We start from the raw sequence: 23766 nt of genomic DNA on the forward strand, positions 1-23766 counted from the left end.
TCGCCGGTTGCAAGATGCGGCAACAAATTAAAAATCGATGACCTGACGAATGGCTTTGCCTTCTGCCAGCCGGTCGAAGCCCTCATTGATTTCATCCAAGGTAATGCGATGGGTCAGGAGTTTGTCGACCGGCAAGCGACCGGCCTGGTAGAGCGCAATATACTCCGGAGTATCCAGTGCCGGCACATGGCCACCCAGGTAAGAGCCCATCAGCTTGCGCTCCTCCGCAACCAGCTGGGTCGGGCTGATCGCAAAGCGTACGTCGGGGTGCGGTAGTCCCGAGGTTACGGTAGTACCGCCCTTGATCGTCGCCGCGGTGCAGACGCATGATACCGCTCAGCAATATTCCCGCCGTATTGGCCTCCGCACTAGGCTTGTACAACGAACCGCTCCCCGCCACACAATGCGTCTCTTCGCAAGCACGGTCGCTCTCCGCCATACTGTTAATCGAACACTGACTGCAAGGAGTGCAATCATGTCGACACGAACTATTCGCCTCGCCGACGGTACGCAGGTTCCGGCCATCGGTCAGGGCACTTGGCACATGGGTGAAGGCCAATACACGCAGCAAGAGGAAGTCCGCGCCCTTCAGCATGGTATTGATCTTGGCATGACGCTGGTCGATACGGCAGAAATGTACGCCAGTGGCGGCGCCGAGAGAGTCGTCGCCGAGGCTATCAAGGGGCGTCGCGACGAGGTTTTTCTGGTGTCCAAAGTCTTACCGCACAATGCCGGTGCCAAGCAGGCCGTCCGTGCTTGCGAGCAAAGCCTCAAGCGTCTGGGTACCGACACGCTAGACCTTTATTTATTGCACTGGCGCGGCGGCGAAGACCTCGCCGATACCCTCGATGCATTCGAAACCTTGCTGGAACAAGGCAAGATCAAGCGCTTTGGCGTTTCCAATTTCGATACCGAGGATATCGAAGAGCTTTACGCCATGCAGGGTGGCAAAGACTGTGCGACCAATCAGGTACTTTATAATCTGGGAGTGCGCGGGATTGAGTACGACCTATTGCCACTCCACCGGCATCGTCGGTTGCCTACTATGGCTTACTGCCCGCTTGCGCAAGGCGGTCAGGCAAGTCAACGTTTGCTAGCGAATGAAACAGTCACTGCGCTGGCACGAGAACACAATGTGACGCCAACTCAACTGTTGCTTGCCTGGACAATCCGCCCAATCGATGGCCAACGCGATGTCATCGCTATTCCCAAGGCAGTGCAGACCGAACATATCGAGCAGAATGCCAAGGCCCTAGAGATTGAATTCAACGAAGACGATCTCAAGCGACTTGATGAGGCGTTTCCACCGCCTGCTCACAAGCAGCCGCTGGCTATCATCTGACAGCGCAGTCATCATCGCAGCGAGTACTCATCAGGCACCGTATTGCGGTGCCTTTTACTGGCTAGCCCCACTGAGAAAAACTTCTTCGCTGACGTCATTCATCCACTATGCTGGAATGACATTTTTTCACATTAAAGTTTATGCTGCTTATGAATGACGTCCGTTTCTGCTCCAGTCTTATGTCTCGGTATTCTTCTCTCTTCGCGACGCTTGTAGTGACCGGTTTGCTCAGCTCGTCCGCTGTTCAGGCGGCCGTAGAAAATACGTCGCCGCCAACCGGCGAACAAGCGCGTCAGTATCACTTCGATAGCGCCAACATGGATCAGGACTATCGGATTTATGTGCCCAAGAACTATGATCCTGCCAAGCGCTACCCGCTGGTTATCGACTTGCATGGGGTTAATGCCAACCCGGACACAGATTTCAAAGGCGGCGAGCTTGCCAATGCTGCACAGAAGTACGGCTTTATCGTCGTCGCGCCCAAGGGGATCGGAGAGGACCCCATGTTCTGGGGCAGCATCTATCCTTTCAAGCTGGCCGATCCCGATATCGACCCCGCCAGGGACATGCGTCCTCTCCCGGCGGATCAACAGTACTACGCCAAGGATATTCCAGGGCTTTCCTCGGTCATGTTCGCCATGAGTGCGCCGGAAGCTGAGCAGAAGCGGCTGTGGAGCGAGCAGGATGCGCTCAACGTGCTGGCACTCACTCAACGCGAGTACAACATCGATCCTGACCGGATCTACCTGCTTGGTAATTCAGCGGGCGCGGGGGGCGTGCTTTATCTCGCGGCGAAATATGCTGACAAGTGGGCCGCTATTGCGCCGGTCAACGGTGTGGTTGCGCCGTGGAGTTATCCTGTCAGTCGGCTTGAAGATGTTCCTCTGCTGTTTGTCCATGGCAGCGAAGACAAGATTGCTTCCTCCCAAGCCATTCAGGCGATTATCGATGGTGTCAACGCCCAGGGGGGAGAAGCCCGCTTGTTACGCGTCGCAGGCGGCAAACATGCGGACACTTGGTACATGGCGCTTGATGACATCTTCAGTTTCTTTGCACAGCACAAGCGTGCCGACAATTCCTGAGCGGATAAGGCGTGTGACTCAATCGAGAATTAAATCATGCTGCTCTCAGGGGGAGTGAGGCAGATAATCGTATTTTATTGGCGACTTGAATTATGCATACGCAGCATCATAAGCTAGTCATCAAACGGTAACAGGACACTAAAACTGCATTTCTTCGCTCGATCGGTGTTTATTGTTTATGCACGTTCGAGTCTCAGCAATAACTGTTACAGCGTATAGCCCGACCTGTACTGCTAACCGCCGTATCTGGCGTCTTAGCGTCATCGAAAAGAAGCAATCCCGAACAGCTATGTTTGAAGGAGCGAGCGATGGCGAGAGTAAGACTGATCGAGCATGACGAAAAATACGCTGAGCGCCTCCTCGCGCTCTCTTCTCATATCGAAATACAGCGCGCCCTTGGCCTCTACGTCAAGACGCGAGCTGACATCCTGGCCTATATTTGTCAGATGCGTGAGCAGGAGCAACAGGGCAAGGTGGTTTCCCGAGTAATCCTTAACGAGCATGCTGAGCCCATAGGGGTAACGACCCTGATGCTTTTTGATCACGCCAAGAAGCATTGCCATATCGCCACGTGGTTAGGCCAGCCGTACTGGCATAAGGGGTATAACCAAGCCAGCAAAGACGAAATTCTCAACCTTGCCTTCTATGAGCTTGGCATGAAGATCGTCTTTTCGGGCATACGTGCCAGTAACCATCGTTCATGTAATTCGCAGATCAAGTTGCCTTATATCTGTCTCGATCTTGCACGCGAGTTTCCTGAAGTACATGAAATGCTTGAAGCCAAGGAAGGTGAGCCCTGCCTGTTAAATGGTTTCATGGAGAGTGACTTCAGGCTTTATCAAGCCAGAGCGTCCAGAAACAATGTCGCTGAGCATCCGCGTGACCGTGAGGTTTACTGGCCACAGATAGTGATGGCCTGACAACAGCACTCACCACAACCACCGCTTATCCTCCCCGGCACAGCCTAGTGTGAGCACTGGCTGTGCCGTTTTGCGTATTGAGGCTTTTTTCAAACGTTACAGCACAGTTCGCCCTTGTGCCTTTTGACATAGTGGCCTAGATCAAGAGGAGGATTAGCCCTTATTAACTAGTCCGCTTAACAACAAGAACACGAGTAATACGATAGAAGTGAACGCTCTACAGGGATTTATGCGCAGGAGGAACCGGGAATGTTTCGATCAAACCACACAGTACAACACACTACCCTTACCCCTTTATTACTTATTGACCAACAGGCCATGAGTGAAAAGGACACGGGCGAAATCATTTTTGCTAAAGGCGCATCGCTTGGTGAATATCGTCACTGCGAACGTCATGCCGAATGGCGTCTTCGTCAAGCCTATTTCGCGCGTCACGGATACGCACCGGGGCCCACGATTTTCAAAATATGATCTGAGCTGAACTAACGATTATCTGAAAGCAAGAACGAATAACGCCACCTGCTCAGGTGGCGTTTTTATTCAACACAGCAAAGACAGTTCAGCCACAGCTGGCAAGTAATGTCTTGAGCTGGGCATTTCCCATCGCGCGAGTATAAGCAATATTGCGTTCTGGAATACGCTCGGGGTGAGGAAAACGCTCAAGTACCGCTTCAAGTCGCTCTTCTCTGAGCAGATGAAACATGGGATGAGGCGAGCGATTAGTGTAATTGGCAGGATCATCGGGCTCGGCATCGGCAAAACAATAATCAGGGTGGAAACTGGCGAGCTGATAAACTCCCTCGTAGTCCTCAACGCTCATCAAGCGTTCCCCCGTGTCGAGAGCACTTAAATAATCTTCGAAATCGCTCAATCCAGCGGTCACAATGAGCAAAGTCGTTTCAATCGTCTCGTTTTCATCGAGTAATCGACACTCCTCGATCAAGGCAATCAAGGCATTTTCGATCCCCGGCCTGCCACCGCTGGCATCAACCGTAACGTAACGAATGCTATCGCGCTCGATTTCACGCTGCACGAAGGGGCAAATGGTATGTTCAGCCACGAAAGAGCGAATCCATTGGCATGTTCGCGCAATGGCGGGATCAAGCGATGCGGAATTTGAAATATCTTGCGATAACGTCATGAGGATTATCTGGGCAACAGGGTAATGGGAGAAGCCGTTAGCATCAGCACAGCATACGCTTCAGTATACCCATCGTCCCTCTTGGCTTAGCTGGTTTTTTTAACGCTCAACCCAGAGTTAGGCCCTAACAACACTCCTAGTACCGCCTCATGGCCGGATGAATGACGTAGCGCTTCAAGCAACTGCTCCGCCTGCAGTCGCTTGCCAATCATCAGCAGCGATTCCGCCCGAGGCTCCTTGACGGCCTTACCACGATAGACCTCGACGTCCCGTTGCCCTTCGGCCATAACCTGGAGACAAAGACCTCTAACGTAGTAGCGATTGAAATCGCTTTCGGCCAATGTATCGGCAGCGCTGTCGGGAATCCGCGCATTGCTCATCCCTCCCGAAGGCGTACGCCTCTGCTCGGTCGCGTTAAGCAACCCTTGCTGCCTGATTTCGTGCGTCAGCCATTCATCGTCATGGTGCATGACCGCTTCGCCCAGCAACTCGGGCCAGCATAGGACACCTTTGCCATTAAGGCGTGGGTTGATGAAGAACATCGACGATGCGATATCATTTTTCAGTTCCTGGTACATGAAAGCACGTACAACGTTATCCAGATTTTCGTAGTTGATTGCCACACGCATTATCCTTGTTCGCTTTTAATTCATTTATATCGGGTTGAAACAGGCTGCAATAACTCTCCTTGATAGCTGCACAATTGCTCCTTAGTCCTGCAGTAGAGTGCATTGTATCGAACGGCGCCACTTGGGCGCCCCGGCTAAAAAAGGAGCAGCCCCATGACATTACGTCGCAAACTAACCCTTTATAGCGCATGCATCGTCGTTGCACTTTCCTGCACGGTAACCCTTGCCGCTCCTGGTAATGACCATGCTCCCCATCAGGCGGACAACCATGGCCAACAGGCAAAGCGGCAAGGCCCCCAGATTGATGAGAAAAAAGTACGTGACAGTATAGAAAAACATCGCGGGCAGTTTGGTGATGCAGATCCGGGCAATAACGGCACACCCCAGTTTGCCAAAGGCAAAAAGTTGCCTAACGATGTCCCGGCCCGACCGCTGGATCGCAGAGTGGCCGCAGACCTGCCCCACTATGAAGGTTATGAATGGCGCCGCGTCGGTACTAATCTAATTTTAGTCAGCGTAGCCACCGGTGTTATTTACGAAGTATTCAATCATGTCTTGAATTGATGCCTGGCGGTTCATCAATATCATGCTGTGCGCTGGTCGTTGTACCGGCGCAGGCTATGCGCATAAACCAGTCCTGCATGCTTGGCATAAACCCATTAGTCTCCTAACATTTAGCCCATCCACCGATTAATCCATGGAGACTAACCGCATGATCATCGTAAGCGTGATGTACCCCTATCAAGAAAATAGCCACTTCGATATGGAATATTACCAGCACTCACACCGGTCTCTGGTCAAGGAGAGACTAGGAGATGCCTTGAAAGGCTTTTCAATCGAACAAGGCATCAGCAGTTCGGAATCAGATGAGAAGCCTAGGTACGTGGCTATCGCACGGCTGCTCTTCGACTCTCATGACGCCTTCGCGGCAGCCATGGGGCCCCACCAGGAAGAGTTCACGCAAGACGTGGCCAACTTTACCAACCTGACTCCCAGCATGCAGATAAGCGAGCTTGTGGTTTCTCTTGATGATCAGAATTATCGTTAAGTCTTGGTATTCAATGTGATATATCGAAGCTGGTAAATGAGCTTCGAGGCGTTTATTCAAGCCTGAAATAAAAAGCGCCACTGCGTAAGAAGCATTGGCGCTTTTTTAAATGGTCGTTCCAAATAACTAGCTTTCGAGCTTGGCATCCAGCGTGATAGTCGCATTGAATAGCTTGGAAACCGGACAGCCAGCCTTAGCCTTGTTAGCGCACTCCTCGAATGTCGCCTGATCGGCACCGGGGATCCGAGCTGTAGTATCAAGATGAATGGCCGAGATCGTAAACCCGCTATCATCCTGTTCGAGCGTGACTGTCGCCTGCGTCTTGATGCTTTCCGCTTCAAGCTCGGCCTCACCCAGAATCATCGAAAGCGCCATCGAGAAACAGCTAGCATGAGCCGCCCCGATCAACTCTTCAGGGTTAGTGCCGGGAGTGCCTTCAAAGCGTGTATTGAAGCCATAAGGGTTTTCCTTGAGCGCACCACTTTCGGTGGAAACCACGCCTTTCCCTTCTTTGAGACTACCCTGCCACTGTGCAGAACCTTTCTTTTGAATAGCCATGCCACCTCCTTGATTATAACGTTCGACGAGCAGACGAGCTGCCCCTATTCACTATCAGCGTAGAAGACTTGCTTCATTTCGCACGTGTTCGAGGCAACAGCCTCGAGTAATGAAACACTTAACTTAGCGCGCCTAGTGCCGCCTCGTAGTTCGGCTCTTCCTTGATTTGCTCGCATAGCTCGGAATGCAAGACCTTGTCATTCTCATCGAGTACGATGACCGCACGGGCGCACAGCCCCTTGACCGGCCCGCTCTGAATATCAACCCCGTAAGCGCTGACAAACTCCTGATGATGGCGGAAAGTAGAGAGCGTCTTGACGTTATCAAGTCCCTCCGAACCGCAGAAGCGGGCGGCCGCGAACGGTAAATCGGCAGAAATTACCAGCACCACTGCGTTCTCGAGTGCAGAAGCCTTTTCATTAAACTTGCGCGTCGAGTTGGCACATACCCCCGTATCAACGCTGGGTACGATAGAAAGTACCTTGCGCTTGCCAGAAAAGTCTGCAAGCTGCATATCGCTGAGATCCTGCCCGGTCAACGTAAAAGGCCTGGCCGTATCACCCACCGACGGAAAATTACCTCCCACATTAACTGCCGTATCACCCATCTTGACTTGCACCATAATATCGCTCCTTTCCAATCACTTGAGATAGCTCAAACGGGACTTAGCTGCTGCACACTATAGCCATGTCTGTCCCGATAAAAAAAGCAATGCATAACATTCGCTGCGTATTAAGCAAGTCGACGCATTCGAGCCAAGATGTGATTCGTAAAGGAAGGTAATAACTGCTCAGAAAGCAGGAAGACATACTGGAGCGGATTAAAGAGATGCAGCGTTCAAACGCAGCGATACAAAAAAACCGAGACAGCGGAGGAATTAACACCGTCTCGGTAGAGCAAAAACTCATTGTGGAATATCAGAACTTGCTAACGTCCCTACGAAGAATAGTCAGGAAAGATAGCGATGCCCCTTATCTATAAGTCTATCAAGCGAAGCCAAGCGAAAGGGAGCCGATGCTTATTATCTTGTGCCGCTAGGAGAAGATTGCCTCGGTGCCTGCAGCAAAAAACATCACCACTGGCAAAGGCGCTCTTCGGTCCGCAATCAATGCATGCTAACCATTGGCACGCCGTATGTGCTACTGCGGGTCAGTCAAGCAGGGAGGCAAGCGGCGTTAAACGCCATGCATCGTTATAGGCATCGGGAGGTGAGCACATTATCGGCTCGACGTTACCGACACGTGATCCGAACGGGCTGCCTTGGGTGACGGTACGGATCACCCTGAACACACCGGAATGAGCAATAATCAGCGGCCGCTCATGGCAGGCAAGGATAGTATTGAGCACATCGAGCACCCGACCGCTGAACACTTCCCACGATTCGCCGCCCTGAGGTGCCTCGAAATAAGGCATTGGCTCACGAATCGGCTGCCCTTCGAGTGCGCCCCAGTTGCGTTCGCGCAGCCCGTCGAAATAGTTGAACTCTCCCTTGGGAACAGCCAGCCGCGCAGTCTTACGCGCTCGGAACATCGTGCTGACCGCAATGTACGACCAGTCGAACCGCGCCAGCACATCATGCGCCGCACGAGCCTGTGCCTCGCCTTCCGGCGTAAGCGGCACATCGAAACGACCGGCAATAATACGCGCACGATTGTAGAAAGTTTCGCCGTGGCGAATGAATACGAAGGGCTTAGCCGTCAAGGCCATGTCTGTACCATAGTTTGAAAATCACACCGTTATTCATCGGCGCAATAGGGCAATTTATTGAATGGCTATAGTCTAGCGTTCAATGTAATACGTTTACAGAACCGTTCCGGTACAGTTAATACCACCCCGACCTACCAACCAGGTTCTCACCCTTCTTTCAACCTCGTGGCTTGAGCAAAATCATCACTACGTATCGGACTAGAAGGTAATGCAGCGGCTTTTTTTAAAAACTGCCGGCACTCATCAAAACATTGTTCTTCCATTTAAGAACCCGACAAGAGCGCAGGGAATGAGGCGTTGCCACTAATCTGCTGCTACATGTTACATGGCGTGGCGCTGAACCCCATGAGACGCTACTGGCGTAACACTACGGGTTTGGCGAACACCATCTTCGAAAAAATCAAGAGCGACAGATAGCACCTGACGATGTCGAAAATGATCAGCAGGCAGCGAATCCAACGTTTGTTCAAGACGTAGCGTTAAGGCGCGAAAATTGACGGCGCGAACGCCCGGTCCCCAAATCGATAAGTGCCTGACAGCTGCCTTCAAGGTGTAGTCGAGTTCCGCGTCGATATCCTTGCCATGTGAATCATCTTTTGCATGTTCCGCGCTCAGCCCCAACGCGTTTATTTTTCTTAAATAGATTTCAACTTCGCTTAGATCACGGCATTGCCCAGTCATTTTATTATCCTTTCGTACATGTTTTATTACGTTAATACACAATAATGAAACATATAGTATTATTTTTTTAACTTCTAGACTACAGATAATAAAAAGGCATTACCTAGGATAACTTTTTACGCTATCTAGCTAGCTTCGTCCTACCGTCTCATCCAAAGGACACTCAAATATTCGCCATCACTGAAATAGTATATTTAAAGTTTATGGGGCAAACGTCGAAGTAGACGATATTGAATCAATAATGAGATGAAACGCCATGACACGTACTTCCAACGAGATATGCTCAATGGCGTTCAGTACTGCCGAGATGAAACGAAGAGTGATCAACGTCATGATGAGCGTTGAGGTATCGTCTCCAGAACCGGCCGCTCCAAGGTTCTACACTCACCTGACGCTTTCACCACGGACGCTCGACCGGATCGGCATGGATACGCTAGTTTCACTTACAAGCGAGCTGGCACGAGCGCAAGGCGGTAGTCGCCCCGTCCAACAAACTGAATCCAGTAAACTCACCACTGGCGAAATACTCGAGAGAGCACTAAGAGAAGAACTGCTGCTTCTCGAGGAACTTTTTCCCGAGGAGCCGGCACTTAAACGAAAAATTGCCCAACTCAAATGGTTTTTGGCCCACGCTCAGCTCGAAGAAGTGCAACCCTGAATAGATAACGGCGCCTCGCATGGGGCGCCGTCGATGCCTAACCAACCCTGTTTAACCGTTATCCTTGCCTCGGCCAGTCTTGTTCTGCAACTCATCAATCATTTTTGATGCTTCTGCCTTGCTGAGGCCTTCATCAAAATCGACGCCGGCCTCTTCACACAGCGTATGCAGATAAGATTTCTGAGCTCCGGTCATCGGCTCGTCCCCCGTCGTCCACTCGTTAGGGTCCTTTTCCATGTTGCTGCTGCCGGTGTCCTGCTTGGATTGATCTGCCATCGTCTACCTCGCTTGACGTTGCTGATGCTGACGAAGCGCTCACAGCACCTTATGAATGACTGTATAAAAATATAGTTCAGCTTAAACGACATGCCACCTCAATGCGCCGGAGCCATCGTTCGTGGTGATGGCATCACGCCAAAGGCAGATGAATGATCGCGCCTTGCAGCCGTTGCGGGCTTAGCCACAATTTGCCGACAGTAATAGGTAGTGAGAAGCGACGCTTGCCCGCCCCGCCGGGATTGAAATAAAGCCGAGGCAATAGCGCACCGTCATCTTGTCGCCATTCGTTGCGCGGCTTGTGTGAGTGACCGTGGAGGACAGCATCACACGGCGTGGCGTGGTCGAAGTCAGCAATATTGTGAACCAGATGCAGATAATAGCCGTTGACCCGCAACGTCTGCGTCATCGGCAGGTCATTGCACCACGGTTGGGTATCGATATTGCCACGCACAGTAAATAGCGGCGCCATCACGGCTAGTCGTTCGAGGATCGCCTCGTCGCCCACGTCACCCAGATGGAGAATCAACGCACAACCCTCAAGCACATGGCACGCCTCGTCACGCAGCAAACCGTGCGTATCGGCGATTACGCCAACAGGCGTATCGATTTCGAAACTCGGAGAGACAGATGGAACGGAGACTTGGGTCATGGCGAACCTAAAGTGCCTATTTACGCCTTAGTGTGGCAAAGCCAACATAATCTTGACAGGTCAGGGCCGCTTGCTCTGTACGCCCCTGCCGTTGCAGGAGTGCCGATAGAAGCCGCTCCTTCCCCACCCAAGAGAGGATGAAAGTCCAGGCACAGACGTAGGCCAACAGCGCCAGGCTATAGCGAATCGTCTCATCTGTATCAGCGTCACTGATGCTCCCTCCATCGTATTAGCCCCCAATGACGTGCCCATGTCAGCACGGCATAACGTCTCATAACCTTACGAATCCAAAGGAGATCAGGCGATGCGTCGTCCCTATCGAACACGTAAGATAGAGCGAAGTTTATATTCCCTACTGCGGAGCGCTATCGCCTCACGCCATGAAACTGATTCACACCGCCGACTGGCATCTTGGCCAGAGCTTTCACGGCCAGGACCGCCACTACGAACATCGCTGCTTTCTCGACTGGCTGCTCGATGAACTTGAAACGCGCCGCCCCGACGCCCTGCTGATTGCCGGCGACGTGTTCGACGTTGTCAATCCTTCGATGAAAGCCCAGGAATTACTCTACGATTTTATCGTTCAGGTGCACGAACGCCTGCCGCGGCTAACCGTAGCGATGATCGCTGGCAACCACGACAGCGGTGCCCGCATCGAACTGCCAGGGCCATTGATGAAACGCTTGCGTGCCCACGCGCTAGGCCGTGTGCTGTGGCTCGACGATGGCACACTCGACGCCGAACGCCTGCTGGTGCCGTTAGAAAATGAACGAGGCGAGATCAAGGCGTGGTGCTTAGCGCTGCCCTTTCTGCGCCCGGCCGAAGTCACCGGCTCACGCGCCGGCGGTGAAATTGGTGACGACTACATCAAGGGCATCACCCGCGTCCATGAAGCATTAATCAGCGCCGCCGAAGCCAAGCGTCAGCCCGGTCAGGCGCTGGTTGCGATGAGTCATGCCCATCTGCGTGGCGCAGCGGTCTCCGAACACAGCGAGCGGCCGATTGTGATCGGTGGCGAAGAATCGCTATCGGCGGCGCTGTTTCCGCCCTCGATAGGCTATGTCGCGCTCGGCCACCTGCACCGCCCTCAGCAGGTCGGTGAGCCGCGCATCCGCTACAGCGGCTCGCCGCTGCCGATGGACTTCTCCGAACGCGACTACCCGCACCAGGTCGTCGAGCTCGAATTCATCGATGAGACGCTCGAGCGGATCAGGGCGATACCGATTCCACGCGCAGTCGATATGCTGCGCGTTGGTCCCGCCCCTCTCGAAAATGTCCTCGAAGAGCTTAAGGGGTTGGAAGTACCTAAAGATAACGGTATATCGCGTGAAGCGTGGCCATGGCTCGACGTCCGCGTCAGGCTTGACGCGCCTCGTGTTGATCTGCGCGCCCAGATTGAAGCCGCACTGCACGGCAAGGCCGTACGCCTGATCTGCATCAGTACCGAATATCGACGCGGCAACGCCAAGGACGAAGCGGCAGTGACGCTCGACGATCTCGGTCCGCAGGCGCTATTCGAACGCGCCTGGCAGCGTGAATACGGCGCGGCTCCCGACGAGGACGTGGTCGATGACTTCAACGCCTTGCTGCAAAGTGTGCTGGATGCGGAGCATCGCGAAGGCGAAACGCCATGAAGCTTCTTGCCATTCGTCTCAATAACCTCGCCTCACTGGCGGGACACCATGAACTCGATTTCACTCAGGGTGCGCTTCACGAAGCCGGCCTGTTCGCTATTACCGGCCCCACCGGTGCCGGCAAAAGCACCCTGCTCGACGCGCTGTGTCTAGCACTGTTCGGCAGTACACCGCGGCTGCGCGCCGCGCCGACCCGCGAATCGACGACGCCGGATATCGACGGCGAGCAGCTCGTTACCTCTGACCCGCGTACGCTGCTGCGCCGGGGTGAAGCGAGCGGCTTCGCCGAGGTCGATTTCGAAGGTCGCGACGGCTACCACTATCGATCACGTTGGGCGGTACGCCGTGCCCGCAACAAGGCCGAAGGCAAGCTGCAAAGCGCTGAACAGAGCCTGATCGAGCTGCCCGACGAACGTGTCGTAACTGCACAAAAACGCGAGTTCGACCGTTTGCTGCCCGAAAAACTGGGGCTTTCCTTCGACCAGTTTACCCGTGCCGTACTGCTCGCTCAGGCGGAATTCAGCGCCTTCCTCAAGGCCAACGACAACGAGCGCAGCGAACTACTTGAAAAGCTCACCGATACTGCGATCTATTCACGCATCTCGGTCGAGGCCTATCGCCGCATCAAAGCAGTCAATGACGAAATCAAGCGGCTTGAAACACGCATGGGCGGTCAAATCCCTGCCTCGCCTGAACGACGCGCCGAGCTGGAAGACGCCGCTCAACGAGCCGATAGCGAGTGGCAAGTGCTCCAGCGCGAAACTCAGGCGCTCAGCACGCGGCGCGCCTGGTTCGAGCAGGAATACCGCTTGCGCCATAGCTGGGAGCAAGCACAGCACACCCGCAATCAGGCCGAGCGTCAGCAGACGGCACTTGAGAGCCAGCGTGCGCTCGCCTTACAGCTTGATGCGCTGGCACCGCAGCGTCCGCTTTTCCAGCAGCAGCGTGAGCAGCGCCGGGCTCTGGCAGCAGCGCGCACGCAACGCGAAGAGACCGCTGCTGCGCTGGACGAAGCCATCAAGCGCCACGATGCCCAGCGCGGAAAATTCGAGCAGGCCGAAGCGGCGCTGTTCGCCGTCCGTGAAGCACGTCATCAGGCCCAGCCCGCCCTCGATCAGGCGATCGAGCAGGAGCAGCAATGCCGTTATCTCGATCAGGCCATCAAGCAACTTGTGCATCAGCAAAGCGAACTCGAACGCAAGCTGCAGCAGGCCGATCAGAACCTCGACACCCGACGACAGCAGCGGGACCGCCAACAACGTGAACTCGATGCTCTGGAGCGTCGCCTTGGCGAACTCGATTCCCCCGAGCAGTACCGGCAGGCGCTGCAGGAGGCCCAGGACCGCGCCCGTGAACGCCTCACCGGCCTGGGCGAGGCACAGCGCGCCTGGCAGCAATACCAACGCCTCGGTGCACAGCATGCAAAGCTGCAGGAGCAACAAACGCAGGACCGCACCCAACTTGCCCGTGTCGTCAACGAGGGCAAGCAGGCCAAGATACATATGGCGCAGGCCGAGGCACACGACCGTAGGCTTCGTGAAAGCATTGAGCAGTTGCGCGCGGTACGCAGCGCCAGCGTCGAAAAACTGCGCGCGCAGTTACATGAACACGAACCCTGCCCAGTCTGCGGTGCCCTCGATCATCCTTACACCACCGCGCCGCCGCCCTCACCGGCACTCGAAATGCTGGAGCAGATCGAGCGTGAGGAAGAGCGTCAGTTGGCCGACGCGCGCCATCAGTGCGAGCAGACCCGTCACGTCCATCAGGAGCTGAGCGCACGTTATAAGGCACTTAAGGCGCAGCTCGAACAGCGCCAGAAGACGCTTTCCGAAGACGAAGCCGCTCTCGTTCAGGCCCGTCAGGTCCTTGAAGAATCGTCCGTCGGCCATGAAGTGCTGGCACAGCAGGAGAGCAAGCGCAACCCGTGGCTTACCGACCAGCTCTCTGCCGCAGCGCAGCAGCGCGATGACCACCAGCAACTCCTCGGCCAATTCGATCAGGACCAGCGCAATGCTGCACCGCTCAGGCAGACGCTACAGCAGCTTGAGGTCGAGATTGGCCGGTTAGACAGCGAAGCTGGCCATTACCGTCAGCAGCTCGAGGCGTTGAATCGCGAGTTGACGCCGCAGCGGCAGCAACATGAGCAATTGCAGACGACGCTCAAGCAGGCGCTGGGCAACCATGCCCGCGTCACAGACTGGCGCGACGCGCTCGAGCGTCGCGTCAACGAGGCTGAACAAACGCTGCAGAGGGTACGTGAAGCGATGCTCAAGCTGCACGACGAACGCCAGCAGCTGAGCCAGCGACTCGATTATCTAAAGGCCAGCGAAAGCGAGCATGACCGAACCATCGCTGCACTAGAAGCCAGATTGAATCAGTGGCGCAGCGCCCATGACGATATTGACGATGCCACGCTTGAGCGTTTGCTAGCGATGGACGAACAAGCGCACCAGACACTCAGCGAGACGCTGGCCAGCGCAGACCAGGCTGCCCGCGACAGCGCACTGCTCGAACAGGAGCGTGCCAGTGCCCTCGCGGCCCATCGGCGTGATCATCTCGACGCTGCGCTGCTGAGCGACACCGAGGACGCCAACTCAGCAATTGCCACTCTGGAGCAGACGCTGACCTGCGAAGAAACGGCGCTTGCGCCGCGCCGCGAGCAGGCGCAGAAGGCACGCGATGAGGCACTGCATGTGCTACGCGATGACGACCGGCTGCGCCGCGACATGCGTGCGCTCGAATCGGAACTCGACGCGGCACGCAGCAATCAGCGGCGCTGGGGCCAGCTAGCAGCACTGATCGGGGCCGCCGACGGCAAGGCATTCCGGCGTATCGCCCAAGCCTACAACCTGGAACGACTGATCGAGCACGCCAACCTCCATCTCAAGAGTCTTGCCCGGCGCTACCGCCTCGCTCGCGGTGGGAGTGATCTTGGGCTTTTGGTAATCGACACTGAAATGGGTGACGAGCAACGCTCAGTCCATTCATTGTCCGGTGGCGAGACCTTTCTGGTCTCGCTGGCGCTGGCGTTGGGACTTGCTTCAATGGCCTCGCATCAGCTCGCCATCGAGACCCTGTTCATTGATGAGGGCTTCGGTAGCCTCGATCCGCAGTCGCTGCATCTAGCGATGGATGCCCTCGATGGCCTGCAGGCGCAAGGCCGCAAAGTGGGAGTAATTTCCCACGTTCAGGAAATGCACGAACGTATTCCCGTTCAGGTCCGCGTTCGTCCGCTGGGCAACGGCGCCAGCTCGATCGATATTGTCAGCTAGTAAATCCTCGCTATTAGCGATAAAAAAAGGGGCTCCTCGGAGCCCCTTTCATTTCATTGCCTTGCAACACATTAATGATTCACGCAGCCCCGCTGCCCTCAAGCGACCGTATTGATCACTGAGCCAGAAGTACTACTGCCACTCTCCTGCAGCAGCTGCGCCAGTTCAGAAGTCACCTCTGACAGCTGGCCATTTAGCGAGGCAAGCTGACTCTGCAGCGCCGCGCTCTGCGCCTGCTGGGCCTTGTCGTCCGTCTGGCTGCTGCTCTGCAGGTGTTGCAGCTCGTTAAGCTTTTCTTGAATCTGATGCTGCAGCTCCTGCATCTGCTCCTTGAGCTCGGCAATCTCTTCGCTGGTGTCATCCGAAGCACTACTGGCTGCTCCAGCGGGAGCGCCGACTGGGCCTGCGCTGCCGCTCTCACTTACTGCCCCCGTAGCGCTACTGCTCTGGGCCTTGCTTACTGCGCCAGTAGCTCCACCATTGACTTGCGTATAACTATTGAGACTGTAAATCTGATTATTGATCGATACCATCGCTTGCTCCTTTTTCGGGGTAACAAGCGGTTATCGGAGTAACGCAGACGGTGCTGAAGCCCACCTGACGACAACATATGAATATTCAGACTCAATTAAGTGTCAGACCATGACTAACAAAAAAGCCTCCCGCAGGAGGCTTTTCACGTTTATCCCGACGCGACGCTTAGATCGCCAGCCATGCAGTAAGAATCAATAGCAGGCAGAGCACGATATAGATACCCACACGCCATAGCGGCTTGAACTCAAGGCTCGGAATGCTGATCAGGCTCAGGCGCGTGTACTTGAGCAGAAAGTGAATCGCGCCTAATACCACTAGAATGACCACAAACAGCGGAAAGCTGATGCCAATGAACAATGCCTGCCACATCGGTACCGTAGCTGTGTCACCGTGGATAAACATCAAGAACAGAAAACCGCCAAGTGCGAACAGACCAATATCGAAGGTGGTACCCAGCAGACGCGAGCCAATTATCCGCAGCGATCTGGTCAGCGGATTGTCGCGCATCAAATCGCGCGCCCAGAAGGCCAACACACCGAAAAATAGCGCCACAATACCAATAGCGTTCCAGTATGTGGCTAGCCCAGCGGAGGCCTGCTGCACACTTGGGTCGACGGCATTGGAAGTGGCGAGTTGATCGTGGGAGAGCAACTGCGACTGCATTAACCACTGCACCAGCCCACCGATGAGTACCCACAGCACGATAGTGAAAATAAACTCGCCAATACCTTTTTTCTGCATGCCAATCGTCCTTAATTCGTTACTTTCAGGTCGTCCTGCTATCAGGAAGCCAAGGATATACCTTTGCAGCGGTAACGTTGTATGTCTTCACAGCTAACGCTGCGAAGCATAGCGAAACGCACCGCTTGCCGTTGCGATCGTATCGCCATTTTGATTACTGATCTTGGCCTGAGCGAAGAAAATACGGCGCCCACCGCCCGTTCGCCAGCCGTGTGCCGTCAGTAAGTCCCCTATTCGCGCTTTGGAAAGGTAGTTGATCGACAATGAAATCGTCGAGGCACCTTTGATCGTTGGCTCAGCGTCGGACAGCCCGCTGTAACCGCACGCCGTATCCAAAAGTGTTGCCAGAACGCCGCCGTGAGCGATGCCCTGCAGATTGGCATGAACCGGCTGTACGGTAAGTTGAAGCTCGGATTCATCGTTTTCACAGCGGACGACATGCCCGTCCAGATAATTAAGGAAAGGGGTGTGCAATGCATCCATATCCATTTTTTATTCCTTAAACATTAAACACAACCTGTGCGCTTAAGCAGAGTAAGTTGATTGGTTATTTTTGTGCTGAAACGATGATTGTCTACTGCATTACAAATGTTTGCAGTAAATCAGTTTCAACATCATTTTGCTTAAACTAAGCTTATGTATAAGCAGAGAAGCCACCATTATTATCAGCCCTTGAACTAAAAATTTTCTCTAAATCAAAGGGCTCAGCGCCATAATTTTATGCAAGGTTAACTTATGAACCTCGGCCGAAATGCACGTACGCTTTTATATTTATTGCTTATTACCGACTTAGGCTTTATCGGCTTACATCTAATCTATAGTTTTGGAGTGTTTCCCGATTCCTTGTTCTCGGTGGCAGACCCCGGCGAGAAGAAGGCACTGTTCTCAATGCTGGCCATTGATCGTGACCGCAGCTATGCAGAGCTCTTCGGTTACATGCAGATGGCATGGATTGTCATGCTGTTGGGCACGTTGATATTTAAACGCTCGATGGCGCTGTATCTTGGGTGGACGCTATTGTTCCTCTACTTCCTGCTTGATGACTCAATGAGTCTTCATGAGCATTTTGGGCATATGCTGGATGTGGGGCTGTCATTGCCCTCCGTGTTCGGTCTTCGTTCTCAGGATCTCGGCGAATTATTGTCGTGTGCGCTGATTGCCGCCATTATCTTTCCGCTGATCGCTATCGGTTATTGGCTCAGTGATAAAGAAAATAGGCAGGTCACACACCATTTAATGACCAGTGTCATCTTGCTGGTGGCCTGTGGCATGGGTGTCGATATGCTGCATGAAGCACTGCCGGGTGACCTTATTTGGGTGATCCTTGAAGATGGCGGTGAACTGGTGGCTATGTCACTCGCGCTTTCGGTCTCGTTATCGATTTTCTTCGAGCCCCAGCCAAGCACTGCCCGGGCGCCGGCGCCAGCACCAGTTCAAGAAAGCGCAAAAGTTAGGCTTGCTCACGGTTGAGCTAACGGTGCAAAAATAACAACGAGCAGGCGAAAACATAAGCTGAAAAAAAGAAGGGATGGCGCTAAGCCATCCCTTCTTTTTTGTTCAATGGATGATTACTCGACGTCATTGCTCAAGCATATCAGTGACGTTCAACCGCACTATCCTCAAGCCGGTCTATCTTGCGCAGTGACGGAAACCCCCACATCCATAGCCCGACGACGGCAAGCGTTCCCATCCCGCCGATAACAGCAGCCGGTACAGTACCGAACCACGATGCAGTAACCCCCGATTCAAACTCGCCCAGCTCATTCGAAGCACCTATAAACAGCATATTTACCGCATTGACCCGCCCACGCATTTCATCGGGCGTGGCTAGCTGCAGCAATGTCAGGCGTACGTATACACTGATCATGTCAGACGCCCCAGCAACGGCAAGCGCAGCGAAAGAGAGCCAGAAGACGTGAGAAACGGCAAAGACAAGATTGGCAATACCAAACACAGCCACTGCCGCAAACATGACTAACCCTGCATGGCGCTTGATGGCACGCATGCCCAGATACAGCCCCATCAGGAAGGCACCGATCGCAATAGCGCTACGCAGCGCGCCCAGTCCTTCCGGACCGACATGCAATACCTCGTTGGCATATACCGGCAGTAGCGCTGTCACCCCGCCGAACAGTACCGCGAACAGATCAAGCGAAATGATGCCGAGAATAATCGGCTTGTTGCGAATATAAACAATGCCCGCCGTAAAGCGTTTCCAGGCGGTTGACGCTTGGGCGACCCGCTCGCTTTTGTAGATGACTGGCACAAAGAACAGGAGCGCAACGGCAAGCACGAAACACATCAAGCAAACGGTATATGCCGTAGCGGCGCCAAACGTATAGAGCAATCCTCCCAGCATGGGCCCGCCAATTACCGAGATCTTCATGATCGATGAATTCAAGGCAATCGCCTTGCCAAGCAGCGCCGGCGGCACAATTTGCGGCAGCAAGCTCTGCAACGTCGGCCCGGTAAAGGCACGCGCCGCGCCAAACAGCACCAGCACGGCATAGAAGGGCTTGGCATGCGTCGGAGGGTCAAGCGCCAGCCAGATAAACAGCGTGCTACAGATGCCCTGTACCACCCAGCTCAAATGCAAAATAAGACGCCGATCGAAGCGATCGACAAGATCACCTGCAGGCAGCAGCAGAACCACCATCGGTAAGAACTGCGCCAGCCCCACATAACCCAGCGTCAATGGGTCCTGAGTAATGGCATACACTTGCCAGGCCACGATGATCGCCTGGATCTGCATCGCAAATGACGCGGCAAGACGTGCGCCGAGAAAAGGAACAAAACCGGCATGACGGTACACCGGCAAATCGGACACCGCTGAGGAATCGGAAGCCATGGTCTCTTATATGACAAAACAGTGAAGGGTCTAACAGTCTACGCCGCCAGACCCTTCAAAACGAATATTGAACGTGCCGCGTTAGCCAGCGACAGGCACCATCAGCAGGAAGGCCGGATCATCCAACTCTATTATTTCAGGCGTTTTTTGCAGCAAACCACTGTTGATGTCGCGCTTGAAAACAGCGATGTGGCCACTGTCCTGATTGCCGACCAGAAGAAACCGACCGCTGGGGTCGAGGGTAAAATGGCGCGGCGTTTCACCCCGGGTCGATTCATGCCCCTGTAGGGTCAGCATGCCGTTTTCAGCATTAACGGCATAGATCACGATCTCATTTTGTGAACCGCGATTGGACGCATACAGGAACCTGCCATCAGGTGACATCTGCACTTCCGCACCGCCATGCTTTAGCGTATGCACACCCTTGGGCGCCATGTTGACGCTCTGCACTTTTTCAAGCTCACCATTAGCGTAGGCGAGCACATCGATATCACCGTCGAGTTCACCGATCAGATAAGCAAACCGACCATCAGGGCTAAAATGCATCAACCGTGGCCCCTTGCCAGGATCGACCGGTAAATGGACGGCTGATTCCTCATGTAACGGCTGCCGAACATCATCGGTGATAGTGAAGCGGTAGAGCTTATCGTTGCCGAGATCCCCTACGAACAGATACTTGCTATCCGGCGAGACGACCGTCGAGTGAATATGTGCCGCCTCCTGACGCTCAGGATCGACACGGCTGCCACCCCCGAATTCGATCACCTGCACCGCCTTGTCAAGGCGTCCGCTTTCATCGACCGGAATTACGGCCAGGCTGCCGCCGCTATAGTTGGCGATGAAGAGATAACGACCATCAGGGGAGACGCTGACATAACAGGGATCGGCGCCCTGTGAAGACACTTTGTTGATAAACGTGAGTTCACCGGTACGCGGATAGAAGCGAAACGCACTGACCTCACCCGGACGATCACTACCGATTTCATTGACCGCAAATACAAAACGCTGGTCATGGGCAATGGCCAGATAGGACGGACTAGGCGTGGTCGTTACGCCTTTTTCCTCACATCTACCGGTGGTAGCCTCGAAGCGGTAACGATGGATACCTTCACTTTGACCCTGCGTATAGGTACCAACTAACAGATGACATTCATTCATGGCACTATTCCCTCCCTGGTTAATGCAGTGATTGGGCATATGCTCAGATCATACGTTAATTGCGATTTAAGCGCCCACGCAGCAATGTAGGCTAACCTAGAGCAAGCCCCCCTTTTTCTATGAACCGCTTACAGGAGTCGCCCGATGCCTCGCCGCCTTTGGCCCGTTTTAGCCATGACGCTTACTCTGCCTGTCGTATTACCTGCCCATGCGCTTGCCGATACGTCCAGCAATGCTCCTGTCTATGGGCCACGACTTGAAGGCTTTGATTACCCTTATGAGGTCAAATACTTCGATCTCGACTCCCAACGCCAGAAGCTGCAGATGGCCTATATGGATATCGCCCCGGAAGGTCAGGCAAACGGACAAACCATCGTGCTGCTGCATGGCAAGAATTTTTGCGGTGCGACCTGGCAGAACACCATCGAGGCGCTAACGCAGAACGGCTACCGCGTCATCGCTCCCGATCAGATCGGTTTCTGCAAATCGAGCAAGCCTGAGCGCTATCAGTACAGCTTCCAACAGCTGGCCGCCAATACCCATGCCCTGCTCGACTCACTCGGCATCAAGCATGCGACGATAATGGGCCATTCGATGGGCGGCATGCTCGCCACCCGCTATGCGCTGATGTACCCCGACGACACCGAGCAACTGGTACTGGTCGACCCGATTGGACTCGAAGACTGGAAAGCCAAGGGCGTACCGTGGCAAAGCATTGATGACTGGTACAAGAGTGAGCTGAACACCACGGCTAAAAAGATCCGCAACTATCAGCAGTCCACCTACTATGCCGGCACGTGGGAGCCACGCTATGACCGCTGGGTCGAAATGCAGGCCGGGATGTACCGCGGCGAGGGCAAAGAGATCAATGCCTGGAGCCAGGCGCTGACCTACGACATGATCTATAGCCAGCCGGTGGTTTATGAGTTCGATGATCTGAAGGTACCGACGTTGCTCTTGATCGGCGAACAGGACAATACCGCTGTTGGCAAGCAGCTCGCTCCGCCCGAAGTCAAAAAACAGCTAGGCCATTATGATGTGCTGGGTGAGCAGGTTGCGGCGCGTATTCCTGAGGCGAGACTGATCGAATTTCCTGATCTCGGCCACTCGCCACAAATTCAGGCACCGGAACGCTTCAACAAGGTCCTGCTCAGTGGTCTGGAAAAAGAACCGCAGGAAAAATAAAACGCATCGCGCCCCGACGAAGGCCGGGGCGCGAATGGATAGTCACCGCTTCCGCACAGGTGCATCCCATTAATTCATGATTGGCGTAGCGCAACCGTACGCCTTGACGCGATACGATCCGCCTGCCTGGTCGGCTCGGGCAGCTTGTAACGGGTCAGGCAGTGCATCACCCAGTCCACCGAGGTGTCGAGATCAATGCGATGGCCGGTTGAAATGAATAGCGGCTTGATTTTTTCACGAGTCCGCAGCACAGCGCCGATGGTTTCCTTGCGATCGACCAGCGGCACCCAGCCGCCTTTCTCTTCGGGCACGTCATCGTAGCGGCCACACAGGCGGCTTTTACCGACGCCGATAGTTGGCATATCGAGCCATAACCCCAAATGCGCGGCGATCCCCAACCGACGTGGATGGGCGATGCCCATGCCATCCACCATGATCAGATCAGGTTGCACCGTTAGCTGCGCATAAGCCTCAAGCGCCGCCGGTAATTCACGAAATGATAAAAGTCCTGGAATATACGGCATCTGCGTCGGTGCACGGTGAAGGGCCTGATCAACAATTTCCAATTCCGGATAGGTCATCACCACGATGACGGCTCGCGTCGTGTTGCCTTCATCCTCGAAGCCGATATCGACTCCGGCAATATGACGCACCTCGCCTAGACGATTTTCGCGCTCAACGCGCGGCGCGAGTTGCTTTTGCAGCTCGATGGCCTCGGTGGGATCAACGCTCCATTCATGTAGTACCGGCACATCTTCCTCCTTTGTATTGATCTGCATCCTTGCCGATTCAATATAGTTGATTGTGCCACTACGCTTTGCTCGCCAGCCAAAAGCCCAGGTGCAGGCCATCGAGACAGGCGATCTTGTCCCTGACTTTAGGCCGCTCAGCGCCGGTAAGGCGCGAACCAGTCAAGGCCAGCCACTGTCTCGCCACGCGGCTTGTATTCGCAGCCGATCCAGCCGTCATAGCCCTGCGCATCGAGCTGTGCAAACAACCAGGCATAGTTGACCTCGCCGCTATCCGGCTCATGGCGTTCCGGTACACCGGCAATCTGGATATGGCCAACCGTGTCACGGTAACGCTGATAGGTCTTCCAGATATCACCGTCCATGATCTGGGTGTGGTAGAAGTCCATCTGCACGCGCACGTTGGGCTCATTTAACTCCGCGACGAGCTCATGCCCCTCGGCCTGATGATTGAGAAAATAGCCTGGCATGTCGCGCGTATTGATCGGCTCGATCAGCAGTTCAATGCCATGCTCGCCCAGCCGCTGCGCGGCAAAGCGCAGATTATTGAGATACGTCTCCTTGAGCTTGCGTCGTGAGAGGCCTTCTGGCGCCAGTCCCGCCATGGCGTGCACGCGCTTGCAGTTCAACGTCAAGGCATAGTCCAGCGCAGTCTCGACGCTGTCGCGGAACTCCGCCTCGCGCCCCGGCAGCGCGGCGATACCACGCTCGCCCGCCTCCCAATCGCCCGGTGGCAAATTGAACAGCGCCTGGGTCAGATCATGGCGCTTGAGTTCCTCCGCGATGTCCTCGGCAGCAAACGCATAAGGAAAGAGAAACTCGACGCCGCCAAAACCGTTGACGGCGGCCTGTGCGAAGCGTTCCATGAATGGCACTTCGTTGAACATCATGGTGAGATTGGCTGCAAAACGGGGCATGACTCTCGCACTCTCCTGTGATTGCACTGTGGTA

The 23766-nt window shown here is 54.5% G+C and carries 27 protein-coding genes; 11 read left to right on the forward strand and 16 right to left on the reverse strand.

Going from position 1 to position 23766, the window contains the following annotated elements; genetic code table 11:
* Window positions 1-27: 27 nt before the first annotated feature.
* Window positions 28-210 (reverse strand): hypothetical protein, encoded by a 183-nt coding sequence (locus C3Z11_RS17030; RefSeq protein WP_262927294.1) that lies wholly within the window; start codon window positions 208-210, stop codon window positions 28-30.
* A gap of 265 nt (window positions 211-475) precedes the next feature.
* Between C3Z11_RS17030 and C3Z11_RS07670 the strand changes: the two genes are divergently transcribed.
* The 4 genes from C3Z11_RS07670 to C3Z11_RS16775 all read left to right on the forward strand — a co-directional run bounded on the left by C3Z11_RS07670 (window position 476) and on the right by C3Z11_RS16775 (window position 3815).
* Window positions 476-1342, forward strand: coding sequence for an aldo/keto reductase (locus C3Z11_RS07670; protein WP_106477345.1), 867 nt, complete (start codon window positions 476-478; stop codon window positions 1340-1342).
* Window positions 1343-1557: 215 nt separating this feature from the next.
* Window positions 1558-2424 carry a carboxylesterase family protein gene (locus tag C3Z11_RS07675; protein ID WP_158700946.1) on the forward strand — a complete coding sequence of 289 codons (867 nt, stop codon included), beginning with the start codon at window positions 1558-1560 and terminating at the stop codon, window positions 2422-2424.
* A gap of 308 nt (window positions 2425-2732) precedes the next feature.
* Window positions 2733-3344, forward strand: coding sequence for a GNAT family N-acetyltransferase (locus C3Z11_RS07680; protein WP_106477347.1), 612 nt, complete (start codon window positions 2733-2735; stop codon window positions 3342-3344).
* 249 nt (window positions 3345-3593) lie between these two features.
* Window positions 3594-3815 carry a hypothetical protein gene (locus C3Z11_RS16775; protein ID WP_158700947.1) on the forward strand — a complete coding sequence of 74 codons (222 nt, stop codon included), beginning with the start codon at window positions 3594-3596 and terminating at the stop codon, window positions 3813-3815.
* 88 nt (window positions 3816-3903) lie between these two features.
* Here the strand turns inward: C3Z11_RS16775 and C3Z11_RS07685 are convergent, their stop codons facing one another.
* Window positions 3904-4485 carry a DUF1415 domain-containing protein gene (locus C3Z11_RS07685; RefSeq protein ID WP_106477348.1) on the reverse strand — a complete coding sequence of 194 codons (582 nt, stop codon included), beginning with the start codon at window positions 4483-4485 and terminating at the stop codon, window positions 3904-3906.
* Between the two features lie 86 nt (window positions 4486-4571).
* Window positions 4572-5108: a hypothetical protein gene (locus tag C3Z11_RS07690; protein WP_158700948.1), complete on the reverse strand. Its 537-nt coding sequence runs from the start codon at window positions 5106-5108 to the stop codon at window positions 4572-4574.
* A 159-nt stretch (window positions 5109-5267) separates the two neighbouring features.
* Between C3Z11_RS07690 and C3Z11_RS07695 the strand changes: the two genes are divergently transcribed.
* Both C3Z11_RS07695 and C3Z11_RS07700 read left to right on the forward strand, forming a co-directional pair.
* Window positions 5268-5678 (forward strand): RcnB family protein, encoded by a 411-nt coding sequence (locus C3Z11_RS07695; RefSeq protein ID WP_106477350.1) that lies wholly within the window; start codon window positions 5268-5270, stop codon window positions 5676-5678.
* Window positions 5679-5826: 148 nt separating this feature from the next.
* Window positions 5827-6162 carry an EthD family reductase gene (locus C3Z11_RS07700; RefSeq protein WP_158700949.1) on the forward strand — a complete coding sequence of 112 codons (336 nt, stop codon included), beginning with the start codon at window positions 5827-5829 and terminating at the stop codon, window positions 6160-6162.
* 126 nt (window positions 6163-6288) lie between these two features.
* Here C3Z11_RS07700 and C3Z11_RS07705 read toward each other — a convergent pair whose 3' ends face one another.
* The 4 genes from C3Z11_RS07705 to C3Z11_RS07720 form a co-directional block, all read right to left on the reverse strand.
* Window positions 6289-6720: an OsmC family protein gene (locus tag C3Z11_RS07705; protein ID WP_106477352.1), complete on the reverse strand. Its 432-nt coding sequence runs from the start codon at window positions 6718-6720 to the stop codon at window positions 6289-6291.
* Window positions 6721-6838: 118 nt separating this feature from the next.
* Window positions 6839-7342 carry a thiol peroxidase gene (gene tpx, locus C3Z11_RS07710; protein WP_106477353.1) on the reverse strand — a complete coding sequence of 168 codons (504 nt, stop codon included), beginning with the start codon at window positions 7340-7342 and terminating at the stop codon, window positions 6839-6841.
* Window positions 7343-7869: 527 nt separating this feature from the next.
* Window positions 7870-8427 carry a histidine phosphatase family protein gene (locus C3Z11_RS07715; protein WP_106477354.1) on the reverse strand — a complete coding sequence of 186 codons (558 nt, stop codon included), beginning with the start codon at window positions 8425-8427 and terminating at the stop codon, window positions 7870-7872.
* Window positions 8428-8748: 321 nt separating this feature from the next.
* Complete coding sequence (locus C3Z11_RS07720; RefSeq protein ID WP_106477355.1) at window positions 8749-9108, reverse strand: hypothetical protein; 360 nt, start codon at window positions 9106-9108, stop codon at window positions 8749-8751.
* A gap of 256 nt (window positions 9109-9364) precedes the next feature.
* Between C3Z11_RS07720 and C3Z11_RS07725 the strand changes: the two genes are divergently transcribed.
* A complete protein-coding gene (locus C3Z11_RS07725) occupies window positions 9365-9766 on the forward strand; it encodes a hypothetical protein (RefSeq protein WP_158700950.1) in 402 nt (133 codons plus the stop codon).
* 51 nt (window positions 9767-9817) lie between these two features.
* On the opposite strand, the gene C3Z11_RS07730 is transcribed toward C3Z11_RS07725, so the two are convergent.
* Together C3Z11_RS07730 and C3Z11_RS07735 are read right to left on the reverse strand one after the other, a co-directional pair.
* Window positions 9818-10042, reverse strand: coding sequence for a DUF3072 domain-containing protein (locus C3Z11_RS07730; RefSeq protein WP_106477357.1), 225 nt, complete (start codon window positions 10040-10042; stop codon window positions 9818-9820).
* 133 nt (window positions 10043-10175) lie between these two features.
* The gene (locus C3Z11_RS07735; protein WP_106477358.1) at window positions 10176-10694 is read right to left on the reverse strand and encodes a metallophosphoesterase family protein; all 519 of its coding nucleotides are present in this window, start codon (window positions 10692-10694) and stop codon (window positions 10176-10178) included.
* Window positions 10695-11074: 380 nt separating this feature from the next.
* Here C3Z11_RS07735 and C3Z11_RS07740 point away from each other — a divergent pair, with 380 nt between their 5' ends.
* Complete coding sequence (locus C3Z11_RS07740) at window positions 11075-12328, forward strand: exonuclease SbcCD subunit D C-terminal domain-containing protein (RefSeq protein ID WP_106477359.1); 1254 nt, start codon at window positions 11075-11077, stop codon at window positions 12326-12328.
* Window positions 12325-15600 carry an AAA family ATPase gene (locus C3Z11_RS07745; RefSeq protein ID WP_106477360.1) on the forward strand — a complete coding sequence of 1092 codons (3276 nt, stop codon included), beginning with the start codon at window positions 12325-12327 and terminating at the stop codon, window positions 15598-15600. The genes C3Z11_RS07740 and C3Z11_RS07745 overlap by 4 nt, the downstream gene beginning before the upstream one ends.
* Window positions 15601-15698: 98 nt before the next feature.
* Here the strand turns inward: C3Z11_RS07745 and C3Z11_RS07750 are convergent, their stop codons facing one another.
* The 3 genes from C3Z11_RS07750 to C3Z11_RS07760 all read right to left on the reverse strand — a co-directional run bounded on the left by C3Z11_RS07750 (window position 15699) and on the right by C3Z11_RS07760 (window position 17364).
* Entirely contained in the window at window positions 15699-16133 is a 435-nt protein-coding gene (locus C3Z11_RS07750) for a hypothetical protein (protein ID WP_106477361.1), read from the reverse strand.
* A gap of 166 nt (window positions 16134-16299) precedes the next feature.
* Window positions 16300-16875 (reverse strand): hypothetical protein, encoded by a 576-nt coding sequence (locus C3Z11_RS07755; protein WP_106477362.1) that lies wholly within the window; start codon window positions 16873-16875, stop codon window positions 16300-16302.
* A 93-nt stretch (window positions 16876-16968) separates the two neighbouring features.
* Window positions 16969-17364 (reverse strand): PaaI family thioesterase, encoded by a 396-nt coding sequence (locus C3Z11_RS07760; RefSeq protein ID WP_106477363.1) that lies wholly within the window; start codon window positions 17362-17364, stop codon window positions 16969-16971.
* A gap of 246 nt (window positions 17365-17610) precedes the next feature.
* Here C3Z11_RS07760 and C3Z11_RS07765 point away from each other — a divergent pair, with 246 nt between their 5' ends.
* Window positions 17611-18345 (forward strand): hypothetical protein, encoded by a 735-nt coding sequence (locus C3Z11_RS07765; RefSeq protein WP_106477364.1) that lies wholly within the window; start codon window positions 17611-17613, stop codon window positions 18343-18345.
* Between the two features lie 124 nt (window positions 18346-18469).
* Here C3Z11_RS07765 and C3Z11_RS07770 read toward each other — a convergent pair whose 3' ends face one another.
* Both C3Z11_RS07770 and C3Z11_RS07775 read right to left on the reverse strand, forming a co-directional pair.
* Complete coding sequence (locus C3Z11_RS07770; protein WP_106477365.1) at window positions 18470-19723, reverse strand: MFS transporter; 1254 nt, start codon at window positions 19721-19723, stop codon at window positions 18470-18472.
* A gap of 81 nt (window positions 19724-19804) precedes the next feature.
* On the reverse strand, window positions 19805-20881 hold the full coding sequence (locus C3Z11_RS07775; protein WP_262927295.1) for a lactonase family protein: 1077 nt from the start codon (window positions 20879-20881) through the stop codon (window positions 19805-19807).
* 144 nt (window positions 20882-21025) lie between these two features.
* On the opposite strand from C3Z11_RS07775, the gene C3Z11_RS07780 reads away from it, so the two are divergent.
* Window positions 21026-22066 (forward strand): alpha/beta fold hydrolase, encoded by a 1041-nt coding sequence (locus C3Z11_RS07780; protein ID WP_262927296.1) that lies wholly within the window; start codon window positions 21026-21028, stop codon window positions 22064-22066.
* Window positions 22067-22140: 74 nt separating this feature from the next.
* On the opposite strand, the gene nfi is transcribed toward C3Z11_RS07780, so the two are convergent.
* Window positions 22141-22845: a deoxyribonuclease V gene (gene nfi, locus C3Z11_RS07785; protein ID WP_106477763.1), complete on the reverse strand. Its 705-nt coding sequence runs from the start codon at window positions 22843-22845 to the stop codon at window positions 22141-22143.
* A gap of 107 nt (window positions 22846-22952) precedes the next feature.
* Window positions 22953-23732, reverse strand: a complete 780-nt coding sequence (gene otnI / locus C3Z11_RS07790; protein WP_106477367.1) for a 2-oxo-tetronate isomerase — start codon at window positions 23730-23732, stop codon at window positions 22953-22955.
* Window positions 23733-23766 lie beyond the last annotated feature (34 nt).

Source organism: Phytohalomonas tamaricis (genome assembly GCF_003012345.1).
Classification (GTDB): Bacteria; Pseudomonadota; Gammaproteobacteria; order Pseudomonadales; family Halomonadaceae; genus Phytohalomonas; species Phytohalomonas tamaricis.